This is a genomic window from Nonomuraea turkmeniaca (assembly GCF_005889735.1).
In the GTDB taxonomy this organism is placed as follows: domain Bacteria; phylum Actinomycetota; class Actinomycetes; order Streptosporangiales; family Streptosporangiaceae; genus Nonomuraea; species Nonomuraea turkmeniaca.
The window spans coordinates 55006-76416 of sequence record NZ_VCKY01000019.1; the positions used below are offsets into that span (position 1 = coordinate 55006).

Here is a 21411-nt window from a genome sequence, read left to right on the forward strand (position 1 = left end):
GCCATGAGGCGGGGAAGCGGTCACTTCTCCGGGGCAGCCCAGAGCCGGCCCTAGCGCGAGAAGCCGCGGGCGGCGGTCTGCAACGCCTGGGCGACCGTCGCTTCCAGGACGCCCGGCTCCTCCTCGGCGGCCGGGTCGGTGCGGAAGGCGTAGTGCTCGACGGCCGTACGCAGCGCGACGTTGATCACGGCGGCCTGCACCTCGATGTCCAGGTCAGGGCTGGAAAGCCCGGCCCGCTCGGCGAGCACGGCCGCGAAGACCGGTTCGGCCTCCCGGTGCGCCTCCAGCCACACCGCACGCAGTCCCGGCTCGCTGCCGGTGAGGCGTACCAGATTCAGCAGCGCCGTCCTGTTGGCGGCGACCTCGCCGGCGTCGCGGTTCATGGCGTCGAGCAGCTCCGCCACACCCTGATCGGGGTGCCATGAGCGCAAGCCGCGCGTGGCGAGCTGGAGCCCTCCTGTCAGCAGGGGCAGGACGCAGCGCTCCTTGCTCGCGAAGTACCGCCACAGCGTACGGGAGGAGATGCCGGCCGCGGCGGCGATCTCCTCGGCGGAGGTGCCGGCGACGCCGTTGGCGGTGAACAGACGGACGGCCTCACGGGCGATCTCGAGACGGGTCGCGGCCTTGCGCCGCTCGGTCAGGGGCGGCCGCCCGGTCCGTCCGGTCACGCGAGCTGCGGTCAGTGCCGGTGAATCGCTGGACACATCCCAGGACGCTACCACTTTCTGTCATGCACCGACTATGTGGCGCAAAGCGACAAAAAGTCGTACTGTCCTCACCAGGTCTCACTCGGCGGGCACCCCGCGGCCCAGATGGGACCGCCACCCCTGAGGACAGACGACCGCGGAGGAGCAGAGCATGAGCAGCAGTGGGCTGGGAGACAGCAGCGTCATCGTGACCGGCGCCGGATCGGGGATCGGGCGGGCCGCCGCCCTGCGTTTCGCCCATGAGGGCGCCAAGGTGGTGGTGGCCGATCTGAACGGCGAGAGCGCCAAGGCGGTCGTGGCGGAGATCCAGGCGGCCGGCGGCACGGCGGTGGCGGTGGCTGGCGACCTGAGCGACCCGGCCGTGGTCGACGAGGTCGTCACCACCGCGGTGGACACGTTCGGCGGCCTGGACGTGCTGGTCAACAACGCCGGAATCATGGACCGGATGTCCGCCGCCGCGGACGTCTCCGACGCCGAGTGGGATCGTGTCATCCGGGTCAACCTGACCGCGCCGTTCCTGCTCACCCGTGCGGCACTGCCGCACATGCTGGCCAAGGGCAAGGGCGCGATCGTCAACACGGCGTCCGAGGCGGCCCTCCGCGGCAGCGCGGCCGGCACCGCGTACACCGTCTCCAAGCACGGCATCGCCGGGCTGACCCGGTCGGTCGCCGTCATGTACCGCAACGCCGGCATCCGCGCCAACGCCATCGCCCCCGGCGGCACCATCACCGGCATCACCCTCGACATCGACCCCGAGGCGCACGGCCCGAAGGCCCTCGGCGCGTACATGCACAACGTCGGCCGCACCGCCCAGGCGGACGAACAGGCCGCCGTCATCGTGTTCCTCGCCTCCGACGCCGCCAGCAACATCAACGGCGCCATCCTTCCCGTCGACAACGGCTGGGCCGCGGTCTAGCGGTCGGGAATGAGACCCGCGAGGTCGACGGCCGGCGGCGCCAGAGGACTGATCACTCGCCGGGATCGGCCGCCGCCCTGGTCCGTCCGATCCTCGAGGTCAGCGACGCGATCCGCATGCCCGCCTGGCCGATCCGGTAGTACAGCCACGGCGGCAGATACGGGAGCAGTCGCGAGTGCCGCCGGCCGAGCAGGGTGAACAACTGCTCCGGCGGCAGGTTGACGTAGCGCGGGAGGCTCTCGTACCACTGAGCGCTCCTGCGGGCCGCTCTCTGGGTGGGCCGGATCGCGGATCGGCGTCGCCGCTCGTAGCGGGCCAGGGCATCCGGGAGCCGCGCGTCCCCGCGCAGCGCGTCGACCAGGAAGGCGGCGTCGCCCAAGGCGAGGGCGGTGCCGGCGCCGACGGAGTAGTGCGTGGTGTGCGCGGCGTCCCCGATCAGGACGAGGTTGCCGTGGTACCACCTCCGGTTGGTCAGCGTGCGGAAGTTCTGCCAGCGGGCGCTGCCGTCGGGCTGCGTCCGGCCGATCAGGGGGTGCCCGTCAAGGATGTCGGCGAAGAGCTTCTCCAGCAGGCCCAGGCTGTCGGCCTCGTTCGCCTGGTCGAGCCCCAGCCCGCTCCAGGTCTCGGGGAAGCACTCGACGACGCACGTGCTGTGCTCCTTGCCGAACCCGTAGCCGTAACACCAGATCCAGCCGTACGCGGTTTCCACGAAGGCGAAGGTGAAGGCGTCGAAGATCTTGGTGGTGCCGAGCCAGGTGTACATGTTGCGCCCGACCGTGACCTCGGTGCCGAAGTGGGCGGCGTGCCGCTCGCGCAGCCCGCTGTTGATTCCGTCGCCGGCGATCACGAGGTCAGCGTCGGCGAGTTCGTCCTCGTCGGCGATCTCCCGCTCGTACTCGATGCGCACCCCGAGGGAGCGGGCCCGCTCGGCGAGGATGCCGAGCAGGTCGTGCCGGCCGATGCCGAAGCCCTCGTCGCCGTGATTCAGCGTCACGGTCGTGCGGTCCTGGACGTGCACGACCCAGCTGTCCCAGCGGACCGAGCCCTCGAGGATGGTGCGCGCGGACTCCGGGTCGGCTCCGTGAAGATTGTTGACCAGCTCGTCCCAGTAGGTCACGCCCCAGCCGTACGTGGACCCGGCCGGGTTGCGCTCGTAGACGGTGATGTCATAGGACGGGTCCACTCGTTTCATCAGGATGGAGAAGTAGAGGTTGGCGGGTCCGCCGCCGACGCAGGCCACCTTCACGAGAGCCCCCCAGCATCTGTGACCTTATGTAGTCAATCTGTGACACACAGTAACACATCCATTCGGGGCCTACCGACAGGTGCTCGTTTCCGGGGTGCAGAGCTTCACCTCGGGGTAGCGTGCCGACCACTTGTCCAGCAGGGGTTGCCGCTTCTTCCGCAGGTGCAGGTCGAAAAAGGCGCGGACGTACCGGCGGGTGATCTCCATGCCACGGGCGCCGGGCAACTCGGCGCCGGAATCGATGCCGAGCTGGTCGGCCAGCAGTCCGACGTCGGTGAAGGAGGCGTGCTCGGCGCCGGTCACCAGAAGCCAGCGCTTCCACCCGGTCAGGAGCTTCCAGTCGCGCTCCCAGGTGGCGGCCTCCGGCTTGCCGGATCCCGGCGTGTACGTGGCGGGCTTGCCCAAGAACATGAACGGCCGCGACAACGCGCTGTCGAGGATCCCGACAGGTGTGGTGCCGTCGATGTCGATCCCGGCACGCAGCCGGGAGTCCTCGACCATCGCGGCGATCGTGCTCGCGCCGCCCGCGGAGTGGCCCGCCATCGCGATCCGGGACGGATCGATCAGCGCGGCGCCCTTCCACTTCGGGCGCCGCCCGGTCAGCTGGTCGAGGACGAAGGAGACGTCGGCGGCCCGGCCCTTCGACACCTTCGTGAAGAGGGATTGGTCGTGATCCCCCTCGCAGGGGACACAGGTGGTGACGCGTCCGTCGGGGAAGGTCATGGCGACGTTCTCGTACGTGTGGTCGATTCCGGCCACCACATAGCCCCTGCTCGCCAGGTCCTCGGCGAGGGCGGTCAGCGTGCTACGGGGCTTGGTGAAACCAGGGGAGAGCACTACGAGAGGCAGGCTGCGCTTGCGCCCTGCCGGTTTCGCGTCGCTGAAGGCGTTGGTACGCGTCTTGCTCAGCACGTCGAGCGACCCGCCGGTCATCCCCGCGTCCTTGAGGAAGAGCTCGGACTCCTTCGGCGTCATGTACGGCGCCCGCCGCCGGCCCGGGGACTTGGCCGGGTACCACAGGGAGACCATGAGCTCCCGCGCTTTCACCGTGGGCACCCAGGGATCGGGCCGGGAGGTGTCCTTCAGGTAGAGGGAGGTGGTGCCGACCGGGTGGGAACCGGTCGGTTCTGGCAGGTACGGCGTGCTGCTCGCCCCGGCCGGGGAGCCTGCGCAGGCGGGCGAAGGCTCCGCGAAGGCGAGCAGCGCGGCGATGGCGATCATGCCGCCACGCCGGACCCGGCTGTGCGAGCTCGGCCTTCCGCCGTCATACCGCCCGGCCGCAACTGTCACATGACGCATGGAACATCCGTTCGTTGGCGCGATCTGATGGCGGGAACGAAGCTAGGCGTTGCCGATCTTCACGCGCATCGGCCGCAGCGCCGACATCGGATACCCCCCGGGAACGACCGCCCAGGGTGTCATCCTTGCGACGTACTCCCGTCAACGGGTACGGGCCACCAGGAGCGCGATGTCGTCCTCGGAGCCGGTGTCGCCCACCATGGCCCGGATGACCGTCGTGCAGATCTTCGCCAGCGGATGCGGCGCGGCGCGGGCCAGGGCTGCGCCGAGGCGGTCGATGCCGGCTTCGATGTCGGCCTCGCGCGTCTCGATCAGGCCGTCCGTGTAGAGGACGATCAAGCTGCCTTCGGCGAGTTCGAGGTCGACGGATTGGAAGGAGCCGAGCCCCAGGCCGATCGGGGCGCCGCTGGGCGGACGGAGGAAGGAGACCTCGCCGGTCGGGGCGACGATGGCCGGCGGCGGGTGCCCGGCCACGGCCATGGAGCAGTGCCGCGTGCCCGGGTCGTAGGCCGCGTACACGCAGGTGGCTCCCTCGGCGTCCGGGAAGCCGTCGGGGCCGGCGTCCTCCTCCGCCAGCCGTACGACGAGGTCGTCGAGGTTCGCGAGCAGCTCGTCGGGCGGCAGGCCAAGGTACGCGAGGGTGCGTACGGCGGTGCGCAGGCGCCCCATGGTCGCCGCGGCGTTGATGCCGTGCCCGGTCACGTCCCCGATGACGAGCGCGACCCGGCCGTCACGCAGCGGGATCGCGTCGTACCAGTCGCCGCCGACGCCGTCGTGCACGCCGGAAGGCAGGTAATGCGAGACCACGTCGACGGCGCCGCCGCCCGTCAGGTTGCGCGGCAGCAGGTCGCGCTGCAGCGCGAGTGCGGCGGTGCGCTCGCGGGTGTACTGGCGTGCGTTGTCGAGGCTCAGCGCGGCGCGGGTGCCGAGCTCCTCCGCGAGGATCAGATCGTCTCTCGTGAACGGCTCCGGGTTGTCGTGGCGGACGAACACGGCCACGCCCAGGATGTCGCCGCGGGCCTTCAACGGGACGACGACCAGCGAGTGCATGCCGGTGTCGTTGATGACCTCAGCCCGCTCGGGGTCCTGGTCGAGCCAGGTGCCGGCCGAGGTGTTCATCACCGGCTCGAAGTGGGAGTGCCCGGAAAGCAGGACCTCGGTGAAGGGGGACGACGGGGGGACGAAGACCACCTGCCCGAGCGACCAGAGGGATTCGGGGATCCCCTCGTGAATGGAGGCCACGCCCGCGCGGCGGAACGCGGGGATGCGCAGCTCCGTGGCGGCCAGCCGCTGCAGGGGTGCGGTGTCCGGGAGGACCGATTCGGCGAGATCGACGGTGACGTAGTCGGCGAGGGCCGGCACGGCCAGGTCGGCCAGCTCCTGCGCGGTCTTCCTGACGTCGAGCGTGCTGCCGATGCGGACGCTGGCTTCGCGGAGCAGGGCAAGCCGGTCGCGCGACCTGCTGTGGCTGATGTCGATGGCCACCGAGCACACGCCGAGCGGCCGGCCGTCCACGCCGTCGAGCCGGAAGAGCGAGGTCGACAACGTACGATCCTCGTGCAGGTCGACCGAGGTCCAGCGGGCTTCGCGGTCGAGCTGCGGGACGCCGCTGGTGAGCACCGTGCGCATCGCCTCCTGCGCGGCCTCGGTGCGGCTCCCCGGCAGCGGCTCGGTCAGCGAGCGGCCGAGCTCGTAGTGCGGGAAGACCGTCCGCAGGCCCTCCGCCGCGGCGTTCAGCCATACGCAGCGCAGGTCACGGTCCCAGATCGCCATGGCCACCGGGGTACGCCTGATGAGCGGCTCCACCCAGGAGCACGCCCTTCCCGTGGGGCCCGCGGTCGCCGGTGTCACCGCCACCAGCCAGCCCGGCTGCTCGCCCGGCGTGACCAGCCGGTCGCCCTCGACGTGCACGAGGATCCTGGTGCCATCGCGATGGCGGGCCTCGGCGAATCCCGACCAGTGCTCCTGGTCGCCGTATCTCGCGTCCCAGGCCGCCGCGCGCTCCGGCGTGAGAAGCAGCGCGCCGGAACGATTCAGGATTTCGGCCGCGCGGTAGCCGAGAAGCTCCTCCGCGGCCGGCGTCCAGCCGATCACGGTTCCCTCGGTGTCGATCACGACGACCGCCGTGGGGGCGCCGTCCGGCATGCTCTCAGGTGTGGCCATAACGACTTCCATCTTGCGTCGAGCGAGCCCTCCCGGCCAGGATAAGCGGCGCTGACCAGCGGCGATTCTTGACCTGGACTTATCACGGCATAGGCGGATCACTGTGCCCGCCCGCATTAGCGTGGCGCGTATGACCTCGGAGGCAGAGACAGCGTTCACGGTGAACGGCACGACCGTCCGCCTGGGCCTCGATCCGCGGGAGTCGTTGCTGGACGTGCTGCGTGAGCGGCTGGGCCTGACGGGCGCGAAGAAGGGCTGCGACCACGGGCAGTGCGGGGCGTGCACCGTTCATCTGGACGGGCGCCGGGTCGTGTCGTGCCTGATGCCGGCCGTGCAGGCGAACGGCAGGTCGGTCACCACGATCGAGGGAGTGTCCGGACCCGGCGGCGAGTTGCACCCGCTGCAGCAGGCGTTCGTCGATCACGACGCCCTGCAGTGCGGGTACTGCACGCCCGGGCAGGTGATGTCCGGGCTGGCCTGCATCGCCGAGGGGCACGCCGGGGACGACGACGAGATCCGCGAGTACATGAGCGGCAACCTGTGCCGGTGCGGCGCGTACACGGGCATCCTGGCGGCGGTGCGCGCGGCCGCGACGCAATGGGAGGGGTGAGGGGGTGCACCCGTTCGCCTACACGGCCCCGGCCACCCTCGCCGACGCCCTCAGAGCGCTGTCCGCGGCGGGACCGGGCACGAAGGTGCTGGCCGGCGGGACGACCTTGTACGACCTCATGAAGCTCGACATCGAGACGCCGTCCTCTGTCGTCGACGTCCACGCCCTGCGCGAGCTGACCGGCATCGACACCGGCGGGCCCGGGGAGCTGTCGTTCGGCGCCGGAGCGCTGATGGCCGACGTGGCGGAGGACCCGGTGCTGTTGAGCGACTACCCGGCGCTGGCGGAGTCCCTGGCCAAGGCCGCCTCCCAGCAGTTGCGCAACATGGCCACGGTCGGCGGCAACCTGCTCCAGCGCACCCGCTGCGCCTACTTCCGCGGCGGGCCGGCGTTCCCGTGCAACAAGCGGCGGCCGGGCAGCGGGTGCGGCGCGATCGGCGGCCTGGACCGGGGACACGCCCTGCTCGGCGGCAGCGACGCCTGCATCGCCACCTATCCGGGGGACTGGGCGGTCGCGCTGCTCGCCTTCGACGCCGTCGTGGACGTCGCCGGGCCGCGGGGCGAGCGCACGATCGCGCTGGCCGACCTGCACCTCGAACCCGGTGTTTCGCCGGACAGGGAGCACACGCTGGAGTGGGACGAGCTGATCGTACGCATCCGCGTGCCGGCCACGCCCACCGGCCGCGGCTCGACCTATCACAAGATCCGCGACCGTGAGTCGTACGCCTTCGCGCTGGCCGCGGCGGCGGCCGCGGTGGCGCTGGACGACCGGGGCGGCGTCGCGGACTGCAGGATCGCGCTGGGCGGGGTCGCCACCCGTCCCTGGCGGTGCCGCGCCGCCGAGCGCGAGCTGATCGGCGGGGTGCTGGACGAGCACAGTGCCCGCCGTGCCGGGGAGGCCGCGTTCGCCGGCGCCCGTCCGGGCACGTACAACGCCTTCCGCGTCGAGCTGGGCATCCGCACCGTCGCCGAGGCACTGCGGATCGCCGGAGAGCGGGCCGTGCGATGACGAGACTGACGAGGGTCGGGGCCAGGGAGAAGGTCACCGGAGCGGCGCGCTACGGTGCCGACCACACACCGGAGGGCGTGGCCTACGCCATGCCCGTCGTCGCGACCGTCGGCAAGGGCCGCATCACCCGCCTCGACACCGAGGCGGCCGCCGCGGTGCCGGGCGTGCTGCTGATCCTGTCGCACCTCGACAACCTGGGCATCATCCCGGCGGGCTACATCATGGCCGACGGCTACGCCTTCCAGAGCCTGCAGCCGCTGCTGGACGACCGCGTCGCCTACCGAGGGCAGCCGATCGCGCTGGTCGTGGCGGACACGCTGGTCGCCGCCACGCAGGCGGCGGGGCTGGTGCGGGCCGAGTACGAGACGGAGCCGTTCGCGGTGGAGCTCGGCGCGGACGGCGCCGAGACCGTGCTCCAGGAGGAGGCCATCCCGCTGCCCTTCCTGGCCGACATCGTCGTGGGCGACGCCGAAGCCGCGTTCGAGGGCAGCCAGGTGCGCGTGGACGGGACCTACGAGAGCGGCCCGCAGCATCAGGTGCCCATGGAGCTGATCGGCAGCGTGGTCGAGTGGCAGGAGGACACCGTCGTCGTGCACGAGGGGACGCAGAGCGTCGGAGCCCTGCGCGGCGGCCTGGCCAGGCAGCTCGGCATCGACCCGGACCGGGTGCAGGTCATCGCCCCGTACGTGGGCGGCGCCTTCGGGCAGAAGAACGCCCTGCAGCCGCACCTCGCGCCGCTGGCGGTGGCCGCGCGGCGGGCCGGCCGCCCGGTCAAGCTGGTGCTGCCCCGGGCGCACACGTTCCACGCGGCCAGCTTCCGCCCGGTGGCCCGGCATCGGGTACGGCTCGGCGCCGACGCGTCGGGCCGCCTGCTCGCGGTGATCCACGAGGTGGACCAGCAGGCCTCGCGGCACGATCTGCTCCCGGCCACGTACACCGAGATCACCTCCCGCCTGTACGCGGTGCCGAACTTCCGCGGCCGGCAGCGGCACGTCAAGACCGACGCCCAGACGCCCGGCTACATGCGTGCGCCGTTCGAGCATTCGGCGGCGTTCGCGATGGAGTCGGCCGTGGACGAGCTCTGCCAGGCGATCGGCCGCGATCCGGTGGAGTTCCGGCTGGCCAACGACGCCGAGGTGGATCCGGTCACGGGCAAGCCGTTCTCCTCCAGGCATCTCGCGGAGTGCCTGCGCCGTGGCGCCGAGCTGTTCGGCTGGGCGGCCCGCACACCCGAGCCGCCGCGGGACGTCGACGGCACCATGATCGGCTGGGGTGTGGCGACAGGCGCGTACCCGTCGCTCACGGTGCCGACCCTCGCCCGCCTGCGCGCGGACGCCGGCGGACGGATCGTCGCCGAGGTGGGCGGGCACGAGATCGGCCAGGGCATCACGACCGTCCTCACCTGCGCCATCGCCGACGATCTCGGGATCGACCCGGACGCCGTGACGGTCGTGGTCGGCGACACCCGGGCCGTGCCCCACCACCTGACCGCCGGAGCCTGGGGGACCAACAGCACGTTGCGCGCGGTGCACGCCGCCCTGCGTGAGCTGCGTGCCGGCCTTGGGGCCGCCGCTGCGGGCCGCGTGGACGTGGCCGCCGCCGTCACCGCATCGGGCCGGGACGAGGTCGTTGTGGAGGCCGTCACCCAGGGCCCCGGCCAGCCGCCCGAGATGATCGACCGGATGCGTGCAGGACTGGTCGCCCTCGCCGGACCGGAGTACCCCGACTACGTCTCCTTCAGCTTCGTCGCGCACTTCGCCGAGGTCCGGATCGAGCCCGTGACCCGCCGCATCCGCGTCCCGCGCGTGGTGAGCGTGGTCGACTGCGGCCGCGTCGCCAGCCCGGTGACCGCCGAGGCGCAGGTACGCGGCGCCGTGGTGTGGGGGATCGGCGCGGCGCTGCGCGAGCGCAGCGAGGTGGATCCGCGTTATGGCGGCTTCCTCAACACCGACATGGCCGAGTACGTGATCCCGGTCAACGCCGACATCGGCCGGATCGACGTCGCCTTCGTCAACGAGCCGGACTTCGTGCTCAATCCGATGGGAGTCAAGAACCTCGGCGAGGTGGCCCTGGTCGGCGTGGCCGCGGCCATCGCCAACGCCGTCCACCACGCCACGGGACGCCGTGTCCGCCGCCTGCCGATCATGGTCGAGCACGTCCTCTGACCGGAGCGACGAGGTTCCTGATGGTCGAGCAGCGGCCGCGCGCCCAGTCCAGGGGGACGGCCAAACGACTGGAGCAGGGCCGCGGCTGATCTTCACGACCCGGGGACCGGCCGGTCCGCTCGGCCCGCGGCTGGTCGGCCTCCCCGGTCCGGCACGGCGTCAGCACGATCCGCTCCGGCCGGCGGCACACGCTGGGGCTGGTCTTCCACGGCGCGGCCTGACCCGGCCTGACCCGGCCTGACCCGGCCGCCAACGTCCGGGCCGACGAGCGGTCGAAGTCCTTGTCCGCGGCCAGGAGCCGACCGACGAGCCGGAGCGTGTGCTGCGGAGGAGCCGGAGCGTGTGCTGCGGTGAGACGTGGTCGTCCATGCCGGGCTTGACACACTGGGCTCGGATCCAAATACTCGGATCCGAGCGATAGGAGTCAAGCGATTGGGTTCGAGTAGTCGCCGCAAGGTGTCCAACGCGCTGGGCCTGGCGGTGCTGGGGCTGCTGATGGAGTCACCCCTGCATCCCCATGCCATGGCCGCCACCCTGCGGGAACGTGGCATGGACCGAGCGTTCAAGGTCAGCACGGGATCCCTGTACGACGTGGTGCGGGCGCTGGAGCGGGCCGGATGGATCGAGGCGCGGGAGACCGTACGGGTCGGCGCCCGGCCGGAGCGGACCGTCTACCAGCACACCGCGGTGGGACGCGAGGAGTTCGTGCGCTGGGTGGACGAGCTGATCCGGGTTCCGGCCGACGAGTATCCGAGGTTCCTGTCGGCGGTCAGCTACCTCGGCGCGCTCGGGCCGGACGGTGCGGTGGCGGCGCTGCGGGAGCGGGCCGAGCGGGTGCGCGCGTCGCTGGAGGAGATCCGGCGGGCGCACCGCGAGGCGGCCGGCCAGGTGCCGCGCCTGTTCGTGGTGGAGGTCGAGTACGCCCTGCGGATGGACGAGGCCGAGCTCGGCTGGATCGAGGAGATCATCGGCGAGATCGAGACCGGCCGGCTGGCCTGGCCGGCGCCGCCGGAGTCCGAGCAAGCCGACGAGGGGGGTCGATGACGGTCATGGTGGCCGGGGCAGGTCCGGCCGGGTTGATGGTGGCGGGTGAGCTGGCGCTCGCCGGGGTGGACGTGACAGTGGTGGACCGGCTGCCGCGGTGCGCTGGGGCCACGAGGTCGTCGGCGTCGAGCAGGACGGCGACGGGGTGGACGTGACCGTTCTGGCCGGCGGCGAGCGGCAGCGCACGCGAGCCGGCTACCTCGTCGGCTGCGACGGCAGCCGCAGCACCGTGCGCAAACTCGCCGGAATCGGTTTTCCCGGCACGCCCGCCGGCGCGTTCGGCCTGCTCGCCGACGTGGAACTGGCCGACCCCGCCGCCCTGCCGTTCGGGATGACCGAAGGCGAGCGCGGCACGGTGTTCGTGATCCCGCGCCCCGGTTACGTGCGGATCGTGCTCGACGAGCCGGAGCCGCCCGCCGACCGGGACGAGCCGGTCCGGCTCGCGTACTTCCAGCAGCTACTGAACGAGGCACTCGGCCGCCCGGTGGAGCTGACCGGACCGCGCTGGCTCACCAGGTTCTCCGACGCGGCCCGGCAGGCGGATCGCTACGTCGCGGGCCGCATCGTGCTGGCCGGGGACGCCGCCCACATCCACCCGCCGGCGGGCGCGGTCGGGGTGAACGTGGCGCTGGCCGACGCGGTCAACCTCGGCTGGAAGCGTACGGGACCTGCTGGGCGAGCTCGCGGACCTGCCGCCGGTCGGCAAACATCTGGCCGAGCTGGTGACGGGGGTGAGCACCCGTTACGACCCGAAGATCCCCGGCGACCATCCATGGCTGGGCCGGCTCGCGCCGAACCTGAAGCTGGTCGTGGACGGACGGCAGACCAGCGTCGCCGAGCTCCTCAGCACCGCCCGCCCCGTGTTCCTCCAGCTGGGCGACCGCATCGTGCCGGCGGACACGAACGTCGCCGTGGACACCCATCACGCCCGCTGCCCCGAGCAGCCCGGCCTCGAAGGGCTGCTGATCCGTCCCGACGGCCACACCGCCTGGATCTCCACCACGACCGACCCCCAGCCGGCCGGCACCCTCGCCACCGCCTTGGCCACCTGGTTCGGCGTCCGAGCCTGAGCCGCCCGGTGCCGGCGACCGACCTGCGACGAGGTCCAGCGTCCGCGCCGACCCGCTATGAGCTGCTGAAGCGACCCAGGAGCTTGTCGGCGGCGGCGAAGTCCGCGACCACGTCGGCGGCCGTGCGCGTCCGGCGGACCATTCCGACGGCCTCGCCGGCGTAGACGTAGGCGGTGTCGAAGTCGCCCGCGCGGCGGGCGGCTTCGAGCTCGGCCTGCGCCGCCTCGTCTGCGGCCAGCTCCGGCTCCCGACCGTGCCAGCGGTCGAAGTAGGCGTTGCGCAGGGCGCGGCCGCCGTACTCGGGTGGCCAGGCCAGCCGCTGGGCGACGTCGAAGACGCGGCCGTACGCGGTGCCGGTCTCGCCGGCCTCGAGGACCCGCTGCCGGGCCGGCTCGGAGAGGGTCGTCTCGGCGCAGCCGAGGAACGCCGTGCCGGCCCAGGCCCCTTCCGCGCCGGCCGCGAGCACCGCGGCCAGGCCCCGGGCCGTGGCGATGCCGCCCGCGGCCAGCACCGGGACGCCGACCGTGTCCAGCACGCTCTGCAGCAGGGGCAGGGTGGCCACCTCGGCACGGCCGTGACCGCCGCCCTCGCCGCCCCGGGCCACGATCACGTCCACGCCGGCCTGCTCGGCCGCGCGTGCCTCGTCCGTGGTGCCCGCCTGCATCGCGACGGTGATCCCTGCCCGTCGCAGTGGCTCGACGTAAGGGGCGTAGTCGCCGTAGCTGACGGAGACCAGGCTGGGGCGGGCGGCGAGCACCGCGTCCAGCTGGCCGGGATTGTCCTGCAGCGCCCAGGCCATCAGCCCGATCCCGTACGGCCGGCCGCTCCCGGCGGCGACGGCGGCCTGCTCGGTGATCCATGAGGCCGAGGCGGTGGCGGGCACGCCGAACATGCCCAGCGCGCCCGCCGCGGACACGGCCGCGGCCAGCCGCCCGTCGCTCACCCCCGCCATCGGGGCGCCGACCAGCGGCACATCGAGCTGGAACCGCTCGGTCAGCCAGGTGCGCGGCATCGTCCCTCCGCTCTCTTCGTACTCAGGTCACGACGATATGCCTTCCCGCAGGACCCGTACGTCCCAGGGCCCCGGTCGCAGCTCCGTGCCGGCCTCGTGGTCGCCGCCGCCGAGCACGTCGTGCACCGGCGTCGACGGCATTCTCCGCACTATTGACCAAGCGCTCGTTCAAATATATATAGGAAGGCGAATATATGTTGACGGGCCGATATACCTGCGGAGGCTCAGGTGGGACGTACCCAGGACCAGCGGCGGGCCGAGACCCGGGCGCGGCTGATCGACGCGGCCGCCGACCTGTTCGCCCGCAAGGGCTTCCACGCCGTTTCCGCCGAGGCGGTCGCCGGCGCCGCCGATCGCACCACGGGCGCGTTGTACGACCACTTCGGCGGCAAGGAAGGGCTGCTGCTGGCCCTGCTGGAGGTGTGGAAGGAGCAGGCCGCGGCCGAACTGCTCGCCGGCTTCGAGGAGGTGCGCGGGCTCGACGAGCGGCTGGCCGCCATGTTCGCCGTGCTCACCCGCGATCGCAGCGCGCCGTGGCTCCTGCTGGAGATGGAGTTGTGGTTGCACGGCGCCCGCGACCCCGCCATCGGCGAACCCCTGGCCAGGCGGTACGCCGACGTCCGCGCCCGGCTCGCCGAAGGGCTGTCCGACTGGGCCGCGGCGGCCGGGGTGCCGCTGCGCCGCCCGCCTGAGCAGATCGCCGCCGGCGTGCTGGCGATGCTCATCGGCTGCGCCGTGCAACACCGGCTCGACCCGCCGGCGGTCGAGGCCCGCGCCGTGGTGGAGAACCTACGCGACCTGCTCGGACTGTCGTAGAAGGAGGGCCAGATGCAGATCGACCTACTCGAGGACACCTGGGAACGCGAGGTCCCGCACGAGCAGTTCGCCTACCTGCGGCGGCACGCGCCGGTCCACTGGCACGAGGTGCCGGGCGACACCGGGTTCTGGGCCGTCACGAGATATCAGGACGTCAAGGCGGTCAGCCGGGACGCGCACACGTGGTCCACGGAGCTCGGCACCGCGTTCATCCGTACGCAGACGCCCGAGTTCATCGCCCTGGCGAGCCTGACCCTGCTCAACATGGATCCGCCCAAGCAGACCCGCTACCGGAAACTGGTCAGCGCCGGATTCACGCCCAGGATGATCGCCCAGCTCAAGGGGAAGATCCAGCGGCGCGCCGAGAAGATCGCCGACGTCGTGCTGGACAAGGGCGGCGAGGTGGAGTTCGTCGGCGACGTGGCCCAGTACCTGCCGCTGCAGATGATCTGCGACCTGGTCGGCGTGCCCGAGCAGGACCACGCCAAGATCTTCGACTGGTCCAACCGTATGGTCGGCTTCCAGGACGCCGACTTCCGCACCACGCCGGAGGACGGCGAGATCGCCTCGGCGGAGGCGTTCGCGTACTGCGACGAGCTGGTCGAGGAGCGGCGCAGGCACCCGTGCGACGACATCCTCACCGCGCTGGTGCAGGCCGAGGTCGACGGGGACCGGCTGACCAGGGACGAGATCGGCATGTTCTTCGTCATCCTGTTCGTGGCCGGGAACGAGACGACCCGCAACCTCATCGCCCACGCCATGAACGCCCTGATCACCCACCCTGACAGCTACCGCGATCTGGTCGCGGGCATCGACGACGAGGAGTTGTGGCGTACGGCCACCGAGGAGTTCCTGCGCTGGGGTTCCTCGATCCACAACTTCCGGCGTACCGCGACCAAGGACACCGAGCTGCACGGGCAGCCGATCGCCGCCGGGGAGAAGGTGGTCACCTTCTACGCCTCGGCCAACCACGACGAGGACGTCTTCACCGACCCTCATGTCCTGGACATCCGGCGCAGCCCGAACGACCACGTGACGTTCGGCGGCGGCGGGCCGCACTTCTGCCTGGGCGCCGGCCTGGCCAGGATGCAGATCCGCTGCATGATCAGGGAGCTGCTGCGCCGTTTCCCCGGCGCCGAGCACGCCGGCCCGGTGCGGCGGATGCGCTCGGACTTCATCAACGGCATCAAGCACATGCCGGTCCGCTTCAGCGTACGGGGGTGACCGGAGATCCAGTGTCCTGTGTCAGGGAAGCTTGATCATTGCATCGAACGTTGATGATCAGTAACTTCGTGCCGGCGAAGCTTCAGCGGCACGAAGTGCTGGTGCGTCTGGGAAGGTGCGGGGATGAGTTTCCGGTTGGCGGCGTACGCCGTGTGCATCGAGGACGGGCGGGTGCTGCTCGCTCGTCACGTATCACCCATGGGCGAATCTCACTGGACTCTTCCTGGCGGCCGGGTCGAGCACGGGGAGGATCCGTTCGACACGGTGATCCGGGAGGTCGCTGAGGAGACCGGCTGCGACGCTGCGGTCGAACGCCTGCTGGGCGTGGACTCGAGGGTGATCCCCGCCGACGTCGCCCGTGCCGGGACCGAGCACCAGAATGTCGGCATCTTCTACCGGATCCGCATCACCGGCGGCCGGCTCCGGCCTGAGCCGGTCGGTGAAATCGCCGAGTCGATCTGGACTCCGATCGCCGACGTCGCTTGCCTGTGCCGGTCATCGCTGGTCGACGTCGGCCTCGCCCTGGCGCAGACCGTTCCGGCAACCGGCCACGTCGCTCCCGTCCCGGTCGGCGGCCTGATCCAGCATTGAGGCCACCACCAACATCTACCTGGCCCGCCACATAAGTGACCTGGGTCGCCCAAACCGCTGACATCGAACCAGGCGGGTGCCGGGCGGACGGATCGGCCCACGGTGAGGAGCGCGTCAAATTCGCTGGCACGTGCGCGGCGTGCCTGGTTACCGTTACGTCGGTGATCTACGAACATCCCCTCGCCTACGTCCTCGGCGTGGAAGGCCTCGCCCTGCTGCGGTCCTACAGGGGCGAGCACGACCGTGAGTTCGTCGACGCACGCCTCACCGAGATCCGCAAGCTCCTCGACGACGACACGCTGGCGACCGCCGCCGTGGAGGTCGCCCGCGTGGAGACGGTCGAGGGCTACGAGATCTGGTCGAAGACCTATGACGACCCCAATTCGGCGTTCGACATCGACGAGCCGATCGTCCATGGGATCGTCGACGCGCTGCCTGCGGGCGTCGCCCTCGACGCCGCCTGCGGCACGGGGCGGCTCGCGGCCCACCTGGCCGGCCGCGGGCACCGGATCCTCGGGGTGGACAGCTCGCCCGACATGCTGGAACGGGCACGTGCGCGGGTGCCGCAGGGCGACTTCCGCCTCGGTGACCTGAGCCGCCTGCCGATCCCCGACGACGCCGTGGACCTGGTCGTCTGCTCCCTGGCGTTGACGCACGTGGCCGACCTTGGCCCGGCGCTGGCCGAGTTCGCCCGGGTGCTGCGGCCTGGCGGGCACGTGGTCACCTCGGACATCCATCCGGAAGGGGTGGCCCGCGGCGTGGTCCCGTCCGTACGCCTGGCGGGCGGGCGGCCGGGGCGGGTCGCCACTTACCATCACCTGATCGGCGACTACATCCGGGCCGCGCTGGCCGCGGGCCTGCAGGTGCGGCGCTGCGAGGAGCCCCGGCACCCGCGAGCGGACACCGCCGTGCCCGCGGCCGCGGAGACGCTCGGCCCCTGGGACCTCTGGCCGTGGTGCCTCGACGATCTGGTGCCCGAGGCGGCGAGGGCGATCCTCGCCGGGACTCCGACGATGGTGATCTGGCATTTCCAGCTATCCGGCTGAGGGGAGCTTGGCCAGCCAGGTCTCCACGGCCGCGGCGATGGCGAGGGGGTGGTCCTCCGGCGTGTGGTGCCCGGCGGCCTCCTGGTGCTCCACGATCTCCAGCGCGGCCACGTTCTCCGCGCACCAGGCGAGGGTCTCCGCGGTCCACATCGTGCCGGGGCCGGGGCGGAAGCCGATCAGCAGCTTCGGCACGTCCACACTGGCCGCCAGCCACCGGCCGAACGCCTCGATCCTGGCCACGACGTCGGCGGGCTCCCCGCCCAGCGGCAGCGAGCGGGCCCAGCGCAGCAGCGGCAGGCGGCTCTCCCTGGTCGGGTACGGCCGCGCGTACGCTGCCACGTCGTGCTCGGCGAGCGGCGTGGCGACGGAGTTGGGCAGCCCTTCCAGGAGGAAGGCGTTGTGGTCGAGCATCATGGACTCTCCCACACCCTCGGTCTTGATCGCCCTGAACAGGTCACGGCCATCCTCAGGGAGTTCGTCCCATCTCATCGGCTTGACGATGGCTTCGGTGAAGGCGATCCCGCGAACCCGGCCCGGGTGGCGGGCGGCCCAGTCGAAGGCCAGCGCGCCGCCCCAATCGTGGCCGACGAGCACCACGTCGTCGAGGTCGAGGGCGTCGAACCAGGCGTCCAGGTAGCGGGCGTGGTCGGCGAAGGTGTAGTCGATGGCGGGTTTGCCGGACTCGCCCATGCCGATCAGGTCGGGGGCCAGGCGGCGGCCGTGCTCGACGGCGGGCATGACCTCGCGCCACAGGTAGGAGGAGGTGGGGTTGCCGTGCAGGAAGACGATCGGCGCGCCGGCGCCGAGCTCCCGGTGGTGCATGGTGGAGTCGAGTACGTTCTGGATGGGCATGTGTGGTCCGTTCAGGTGTTGAGTGTCATGGTCCGGTGTTGAGTGTCATGGTCCGGTCCACCGCGATCTCGATCACGACCCGGCCGGGCGGCGCGGGCGGCGGCGAACCGTAGCGTTGGGTGTAGCGCCGGGCGGCCTCGGCCACCCGGGTCGGGTCATCGGACACCGTGGCGGCGCCCTCGAGGGTGACCCAGCGGAATCCGTCGACCTGGCAGAGCGCGGCACGGCCGCCCCGCACCAGGTTGCGGGCCTTGCGCGAGGTGGCGACGGTCAGCACGCGGGCCAGGGCCGCGTCGCCGTCCCAGGCGAAGCGCACGGCCACCACGTGCGGCGAGCCGTCGGGCCGCAGGGTCGTCAGCGTGGCCACGCGTGGTTCGCCCAGGAAGGACTGTGCCGAGCCGGCGGGGCTCCTCATGGCGTGTCCTCCGGCGGGCTGGTCATGGTGTAGTCCCCGGCGGGCCCGGGCAGGCTGGCCATGGTGTGGGCTCGGGTGTGGTGGTCAGCGGAAGGCGGCTGCGTTGCGGGCGGCCCAGTCGGCGAAGGCACGCGGCGCCCGCCCCAGGATCCGCTGCACGTCCGGGCTGACCTGCTGCTCTTCAGCGGTGGGCGTGCCCAGGATGGCGAGGGTGCCCTCGACGATCGGCTCCGGCATGAACAGGAGCATCTGCGCCCGCGCCTCCTCCCGGCTCTGCTCCACGAACCGCACCTCCTCGCCCAGCGCCGCTCCGATCGCCGCCGCACGCTCGCGCGGGCTCACCGCCCGCGGCCCGGTGAGCGTGTAGGTGCGCCCCTCGTGCCCGCCTTCCCGCAGCACCACGGCCGCGACCTCGGCGATGTCCGCCGGGTCGACGCTCGGCAGCGCGACGTCGGCGAACGGCGCTGCGGCCGTACGGTGGGCGCGGATCGGCTCTGCCCAGGCCAATGCGTTGGAGTCCAGGCCGCCCGACCGCAGGATCGTCCACTCCAGTCCTGACCCGCGGACGGCGTCCTCGAAGGCCACGGGGTGTGCGTACGCCTCCGGGCGGGTCCCGGCGCCCTGCGACGAGAGCAGGACGACCCGCCGCACCCCGCCCGCCACGGCCGCCTCCAGGACGGCCTGCGGGTCCTCCCCGGCGACGAGCAGGAACAGCGACTCCGCGCCGTCGAAGGCGGTCTTCAACCCGCCCGGCTCACCCAGGTCGGCCAGGGCGTGCCGGACACCCTCGGGGAGCGGACCCGGCCTGCGGGAGACCGCGGTCACCTGCTCGCCTGCGGCGGCGAGCAGCCGGACCAGCTCACCGCCGACATTGCCCGTCGCACCGGTTATCACGATCATGGACTACCTCACCGAGTTAGTTAGTTGACTGACTTAGTCCTGGGACCATAGCGGGACAGGAGTGCGCCTGTCTATAGTTAGTCAGGTGACTAACTCAACTCGATCGGGGAAACGCGAGAGGCTCGCCGGCGCCGCCGCCCGGGTGCTGCACGAGCAGGGAGTCGAGAAGACGACGCTCGCCGACATCGCCCGCGCGGCCGACGTCCCGGTGGGCAACGTCTACTACTACTTCAAGACCAAGGACCAGCTCGTCGAGGCCGCCATCGCCGCGCACGGCCGCCAGCTCGAGTCCATGATCGATGCGCTCGACCGGCTCCCCACCCCGCAGGAGCGGCTCAAGGCACTGGTGCACGGCTGGATCGAGCAGCGTGACCTCGCGGCCAAGTACGGCTGCCCCACCGGCACCCTCGCCTCCGAGCTCGACAAGCGCGACGACGGCCTCGACCGTGCGATCGCCAAGGTCATGGGGGAACTGGTCGACTGGATGGAGCGGCAGTTCTCCGCCATGGGACGCGGCGACGCGCGTGAGCTCGCGGTCGCCCTGATGGCGGCGTACCAGGGCATCTCCCTGCTGACCAACACCTTCCGCGACCCGGCCCTCATGGAGCTGGAGGGCCGCCGCCTCGAACGCTGGATCGACTCGCTGGCCTGACGGCACTTCCGCTGTGGGGGAAAACGTTCCGCCGTGGGCGATGAGGGGCTGCCCCGCGCGCTGGCGGGCGGCATGGTGAAACCACAGATCGCTGCGGAGAGGTGGTGTGTGGACGATGACGGTCGCACAGGTGCTGGGGCCGGGGGAGTGGCTGGGCGCGGAGATCCGCGACAGCGACGCCTGGCGGGTGCCGCTCGACGAGGGACACCGGCGGGAGGTTCTGGCCGCCGTGCGAGCGGCGCCGGACGAGATCACCCGAGAGAGCTTCCCGCTGCCCACGCTCGGCCCCGTCCTGCGGCGGGTGCGTGAGGAGCTCGTGGGCGGCCGCGGGTTCGCACTGGTCCAGGGTGTGCCGACCGACGGGATGGACGGACGGCAGTACGAGATTGCCGCGCTCAGTCTCGCGTGTCACGTCGGCAGCATCGTCCGCCAGGGCCCGGACAATTCTCCCCTCATGCACGTGCGGGACACGGGCGCCGACCCCGCGCAGGCGCGAACCAAGAGTTACCAGCACAGCGGGAGACTCGGCTACCACAGCGACCCCACCGACATCGTGGCCCTGCTGTGCGTGCGGCCGGCCAAGTCCGGAGGCCTCAGCGCCATCGTCAGCTCCGTGGCGGTGCACAACGAGCTCGTACGCACCCGGCCGGACCTGGCGGAGCTGCTCTACCAGCCGTGGTGGCACGACCGGCGCACCGGCGACGGCCCCGACAGCTTCTTCACCAAGCCGATCTGCGCACCCCGTGCCGGTGGCGGATTGTCCGTCTCGTACGGACCCGACTACTTGCGCTCGGCCCAGCGCGGCGCCCACGTGCCGCCGTTCACCCACGCGCAGGAGGAGGCGATGGACCTTCTCGACCGGCTGACCAACGATCCACGTTTCGCCCTCACCATGGACCTGCGGGCGGGCGACATGCAGTTCCTCAACAACCATGTCGTCCTGCACAGCCGCACGGCCTACGAGGACCACCCCGAGCCGGAGCGCCGCCGCCACCTGCTGCGCCTGTGGCTCACCGCCGACCGGCTCCAGTGAGCGGGGTGGGGAGGTCTGCACGCGACGTGAGGGCTCATCCTAGGGAGCCCGAGGTCGGGGGCGGCGCGGGTCGAAAGCAGGGTTCGCGGCGGCCGGGACCGTACTTTCGGCCGGTTCACCCGGAGGGACCCGGCCTTCTAGCCTGAGCGGCGTGAATGTCGGGGATCGGCCGGGCGGCCGCGTCCGCACGGCGGCGCAGGCCGGACGCGCGGCGCAGGCCGGACGCGCCGGTGGCGCGGCGACCGCCGGACGCGCGGGTTGGGTGGTCGAAGCCCTGCTCGGCGGCGTGTTCGCGACGTTGCTGGCCTTCACCGCGTACCGGATCGCGGGCAGCTGGGGCGGGGGCTACTGGCAGGTCGGGTCCGTCGCCGGGGCGATGGTGTGCGGGCTCGCCCTGGTGCGCCACCGGGCCCGGGTGCGGGCGGCGGTCGCGGGCCTGGCCGTCGCGGCGGCCGCCATCCTGCTCTCCTGGTACGCCGATCTTCCCGCGGAGCCGGGCCCCGCCATGGCACTCGCCCTGTCCGTCCTGGTCGGCTCGGCGGTCCGCACACTCCCCGCCGTGGCGGCGTGCGCGATCGCGGCCGGCGGACTCGGGGTGGCCGCCGGCAGCCTGCTCACCGTCAACACGCCCGCCCTCGCCC

21 protein-coding genes and 3 pseudogenes are annotated in these 21411 nt (G+C 71.8%); 16 read left to right on the top strand and 8 right to left on the bottom strand.

The window, feature by feature from the left end; all coding sequences use genetic code 11:
• Positions 1-50: 50 nt before the first annotated feature.
• Positions 51-668 (bottom strand): TetR/AcrR family transcriptional regulator, encoded by a 618-nt coding sequence (locus tag ETD86_RS08215; RefSeq protein WP_211369905.1) that lies wholly within the window; start codon positions 666-668, stop codon positions 51-53.
• A 190-nt stretch (positions 669-858) separates the two neighbouring features.
• Between ETD86_RS08215 and ETD86_RS08220 the strand changes: the two genes are divergently transcribed.
• The gene (locus ETD86_RS08220) at positions 859-1623 is read left to right on the top strand and encodes an SDR family NAD(P)-dependent oxidoreductase (protein WP_138665498.1); all 765 of its coding nucleotides are present in this window, start codon (positions 859-861) and stop codon (positions 1621-1623) included.
• 52 nt (positions 1624-1675) lie between these two features.
• On the opposite strand, the gene ETD86_RS08225 is transcribed toward ETD86_RS08220, so the two are convergent.
• From ETD86_RS08225 to ETD86_RS08235, 3 genes are all read right to left on the bottom strand, one after another.
• Positions 1676-2869, bottom strand: coding sequence for an FAD-dependent monooxygenase (locus tag ETD86_RS08225; RefSeq protein ID WP_211369906.1), 1194 nt, complete (start codon positions 2867-2869; stop codon positions 1676-1678).
• A 69-nt stretch (positions 2870-2938) separates the two neighbouring features.
• The gene (locus ETD86_RS08230; protein WP_170222948.1) at positions 2939-4090 is read right to left on the bottom strand and encodes an alpha/beta hydrolase family protein; all 1152 of its coding nucleotides are present in this window, start codon (positions 4088-4090) and stop codon (positions 2939-2941) included.
• Positions 4091-4309: 219 nt separating this feature from the next.
• A complete protein-coding gene (locus tag ETD86_RS08235) occupies positions 4310-6331 on the bottom strand; it encodes a SpoIIE family protein phosphatase (RefSeq protein WP_170222949.1) in 2022 nt (673 codons plus the stop codon).
• A 130-nt stretch (positions 6332-6461) separates the two neighbouring features.
• Between ETD86_RS08235 and ETD86_RS08240 the strand changes: the two genes are divergently transcribed.
• From ETD86_RS08240 to ETD86_RS58010, 8 genes and pseudogenes are all read left to right on the top strand, one after another.
• The gene (locus ETD86_RS08240) at positions 6462-6941 is read left to right on the top strand and encodes a (2Fe-2S)-binding protein (RefSeq protein ID WP_138665501.1); all 480 of its coding nucleotides are present in this window, start codon (positions 6462-6464) and stop codon (positions 6939-6941) included.
• A 4-nt stretch (positions 6942-6945) separates the two neighbouring features.
• On the top strand, positions 6946-7950 hold the full coding sequence (locus ETD86_RS08245; RefSeq protein ID WP_138665502.1) for an FAD binding domain-containing protein: 1005 nt from the start codon (positions 6946-6948) through the stop codon (positions 7948-7950).
• Positions 7947-10115: a xanthine dehydrogenase family protein molybdopterin-binding subunit gene (locus ETD86_RS08250; protein WP_138665503.1), complete on the top strand. Its 2169-nt coding sequence runs from the start codon at positions 7947-7949 to the stop codon at positions 10113-10115. Before ETD86_RS08245 ends, ETD86_RS08250 begins: the two co-directional genes overlap by 4 nt.
• 116 nt (positions 10116-10231) lie before the next feature.
• Positions 10232-10336, top strand: a pseudogene (locus ETD86_RS59970) (2OG-Fe(II) oxygenase); the annotation flags it as partial.
• 211 nt (positions 10337-10547) lie between these two features.
• Entirely contained in the window at positions 10548-11159 is a 612-nt protein-coding gene (locus ETD86_RS08260) for a PadR family transcriptional regulator (RefSeq protein WP_246147775.1), read from the top strand.
• On the top strand, positions 11156-11314 hold the full coding sequence (locus tag ETD86_RS56805; RefSeq protein WP_211369907.1) for an FAD-dependent monooxygenase: 159 nt from the start codon (positions 11156-11158) through the stop codon (positions 11312-11314). The genes ETD86_RS08260 and ETD86_RS56805 overlap by 4 nt, the downstream gene beginning before the upstream one ends.
• A pseudogene (locus tag ETD86_RS59975) lies at positions 11311-11757 on the top strand (FAD-dependent monooxygenase); the annotation flags it as partial. The gene ETD86_RS56805 and the pseudogene ETD86_RS59975, both read left to right, overlap by 4 nt.
• A gap of 133 nt (positions 11758-11890) precedes the next feature.
• Positions 11891-12229 (top strand): aromatic-ring hydroxylase C-terminal domain-containing protein, encoded by a 339-nt coding sequence (locus tag ETD86_RS58010; RefSeq protein WP_246147777.1) that lies wholly within the window; start codon positions 11891-11893, stop codon positions 12227-12229.
• A gap of 55 nt (positions 12230-12284) precedes the next feature.
• On the opposite strand, the gene ETD86_RS08270 is transcribed toward ETD86_RS58010, so the two are convergent.
• Positions 12285-13241, bottom strand: a complete 957-nt coding sequence (locus ETD86_RS08270; RefSeq protein ID WP_138665504.1) for an NAD(P)H-dependent flavin oxidoreductase — start codon at positions 13239-13241, stop codon at positions 12285-12287.
• Positions 13242-13469: 228 nt separating this feature from the next.
• Here ETD86_RS08270 and ETD86_RS08275 point away from each other — a divergent pair, with 228 nt between their 5' ends.
• The 4 genes from ETD86_RS08275 to ETD86_RS08290 all read left to right on the top strand — a co-directional run bounded on the left by ETD86_RS08275 (position 13470) and on the right by ETD86_RS08290 (position 16918).
• The gene (locus ETD86_RS08275; RefSeq protein ID WP_138665505.1) at positions 13470-14057 is read left to right on the top strand and encodes a TetR/AcrR family transcriptional regulator; all 588 of its coding nucleotides are present in this window, start codon (positions 13470-13472) and stop codon (positions 14055-14057) included.
• 12 nt (positions 14058-14069) lie between these two features.
• Entirely contained in the window at positions 14070-15281 is a 1212-nt protein-coding gene (locus ETD86_RS08280; RefSeq protein ID WP_138665506.1) for a cytochrome P450, read from the top strand.
• A 123-nt stretch (positions 15282-15404) separates the two neighbouring features.
• The gene (locus tag ETD86_RS08285; protein ID WP_138665507.1) at positions 15405-15872 is read left to right on the top strand and encodes an NUDIX hydrolase; all 468 of its coding nucleotides are present in this window, start codon (positions 15405-15407) and stop codon (positions 15870-15872) included.
• Between the two features lie 161 nt (positions 15873-16033).
• A complete protein-coding gene (locus tag ETD86_RS08290) occupies positions 16034-16918 on the top strand; it encodes a class I SAM-dependent methyltransferase (protein WP_138665508.1) in 885 nt (294 codons plus the stop codon).
• Here ETD86_RS08290 and ETD86_RS08295 read toward each other — a convergent pair.
• From ETD86_RS08295 to ETD86_RS08305, 3 genes are all read right to left on the bottom strand, one after another.
• Positions 16907-17770, bottom strand: a complete 864-nt coding sequence (locus tag ETD86_RS08295) for a haloalkane dehalogenase (RefSeq protein ID WP_138665509.1) — start codon at positions 17768-17770, stop codon at positions 16907-16909. The genes ETD86_RS08290 and ETD86_RS08295 overlap by 12 nt on opposite strands.
• A gap of 25 nt (positions 17771-17795) precedes the next feature.
• A complete protein-coding gene (locus tag ETD86_RS08300) occupies positions 17796-18185 on the bottom strand; it encodes a pyridoxamine 5'-phosphate oxidase family protein (RefSeq protein ID WP_138665510.1) in 390 nt (129 codons plus the stop codon).
• Between the two features lie 84 nt (positions 18186-18269).
• Positions 18270-19085: an NAD(P)H-binding protein gene (locus ETD86_RS08305; RefSeq protein WP_138665511.1), complete on the bottom strand. Its 816-nt coding sequence runs from the start codon at positions 19083-19085 to the stop codon at positions 18270-18272.
• 85 nt (positions 19086-19170) lie between these two features.
• Here ETD86_RS08305 and ETD86_RS08310 point away from each other — a divergent pair, with 85 nt between their 5' ends.
• From ETD86_RS08310 to ETD86_RS08320, 3 genes and pseudogenes are all read left to right on the top strand, one after another.
• Entirely contained in the window at positions 19171-19737 is a 567-nt protein-coding gene (locus ETD86_RS08310) for a TetR/AcrR family transcriptional regulator (protein ID WP_246147779.1), read from the top strand.
• A 115-nt stretch (positions 19738-19852) separates the two neighbouring features.
• Complete coding sequence (locus ETD86_RS08315) at positions 19853-20770, top strand: TauD/TfdA family dioxygenase (protein ID WP_138665512.1); 918 nt, start codon at positions 19853-19855, stop codon at positions 20768-20770.
• A 151-nt stretch (positions 20771-20921) separates the two neighbouring features.
• Positions 20922-21411, top strand: a pseudogene (locus ETD86_RS08320) (hypothetical protein); the annotation flags it as partial.

Coding starts and splice junctions, on each gene's coding strand:
- ETD86_RS08270 (WP_138665504.1), bottom strand. CDS start 13,241: ATGCCGCGCACCTGGCTGACCGAGCGGTTCCAGCTCGATGTGCCGCTG.
- ETD86_RS08295 (WP_138665509.1), bottom strand. CDS start 17,770: ATGCCCATCCAGAACGTACTCGACTCCACCATGCACCACCGGGAGCTC.
- ETD86_RS08235 (WP_170222949.1), bottom strand. CDS start 6,331: ATGGCCACACCTGAGAGCATGCCGGACGGCGCCCCCACGGCGGTCGTC.
- ETD86_RS08250 (WP_138665503.1), top strand. CDS start 7,947: ATGACGAGACTGACGAGGGTCGGGGCCAGGGAGAAGGTCACCGGAGCG.
- ETD86_RS56805 (WP_211369907.1), top strand. CDS start 11,156: ATGACGGTCATGGTGGCCGGGGCAGGTCCGGCCGGGTTGATGGTGGCG.
- ETD86_RS08300 (WP_138665510.1), bottom strand. CDS start 18,185: ATGAGGAGCCCCGCCGGCTCGGCACAGTCCTTCCTGGGCGAACCACGC.
- ETD86_RS08220 (WP_138665498.1), top strand. CDS start 859: ATGAGCAGCAGTGGGCTGGGAGACAGCAGCGTCATCGTGACCGGCGCC.
- ETD86_RS08305 (WP_138665511.1), bottom strand. CDS start 19,085: ATGATCGTGATAACCGGTGCGACGGGCAATGTCGGCGGTGAGCTGGTC.
- ETD86_RS08285 (WP_138665507.1), top strand. CDS start 15,405: ATGAGTTTCCGGTTGGCGGCGTACGCCGTGTGCATCGAGGACGGGCGG.
- ETD86_RS08230 (WP_170222948.1), bottom strand. CDS start 4,090: ATGATCGCCATCGCCGCGCTGCTCGCCTTCGCGGAGCCTTCGCCCGCC.
- ETD86_RS08240 (WP_138665501.1), top strand. CDS start 6,462: ATGACCTCGGAGGCAGAGACAGCGTTCACGGTGAACGGCACGACCGTC.
- ETD86_RS08315 (WP_138665512.1), top strand. CDS start 19,853: ATGACGGTCGCACAGGTGCTGGGGCCGGGGGAGTGGCTGGGCGCGGAG.
- ETD86_RS08280 (WP_138665506.1), top strand. CDS start 14,070: ATGCAGATCGACCTACTCGAGGACACCTGGGAACGCGAGGTCCCGCAC.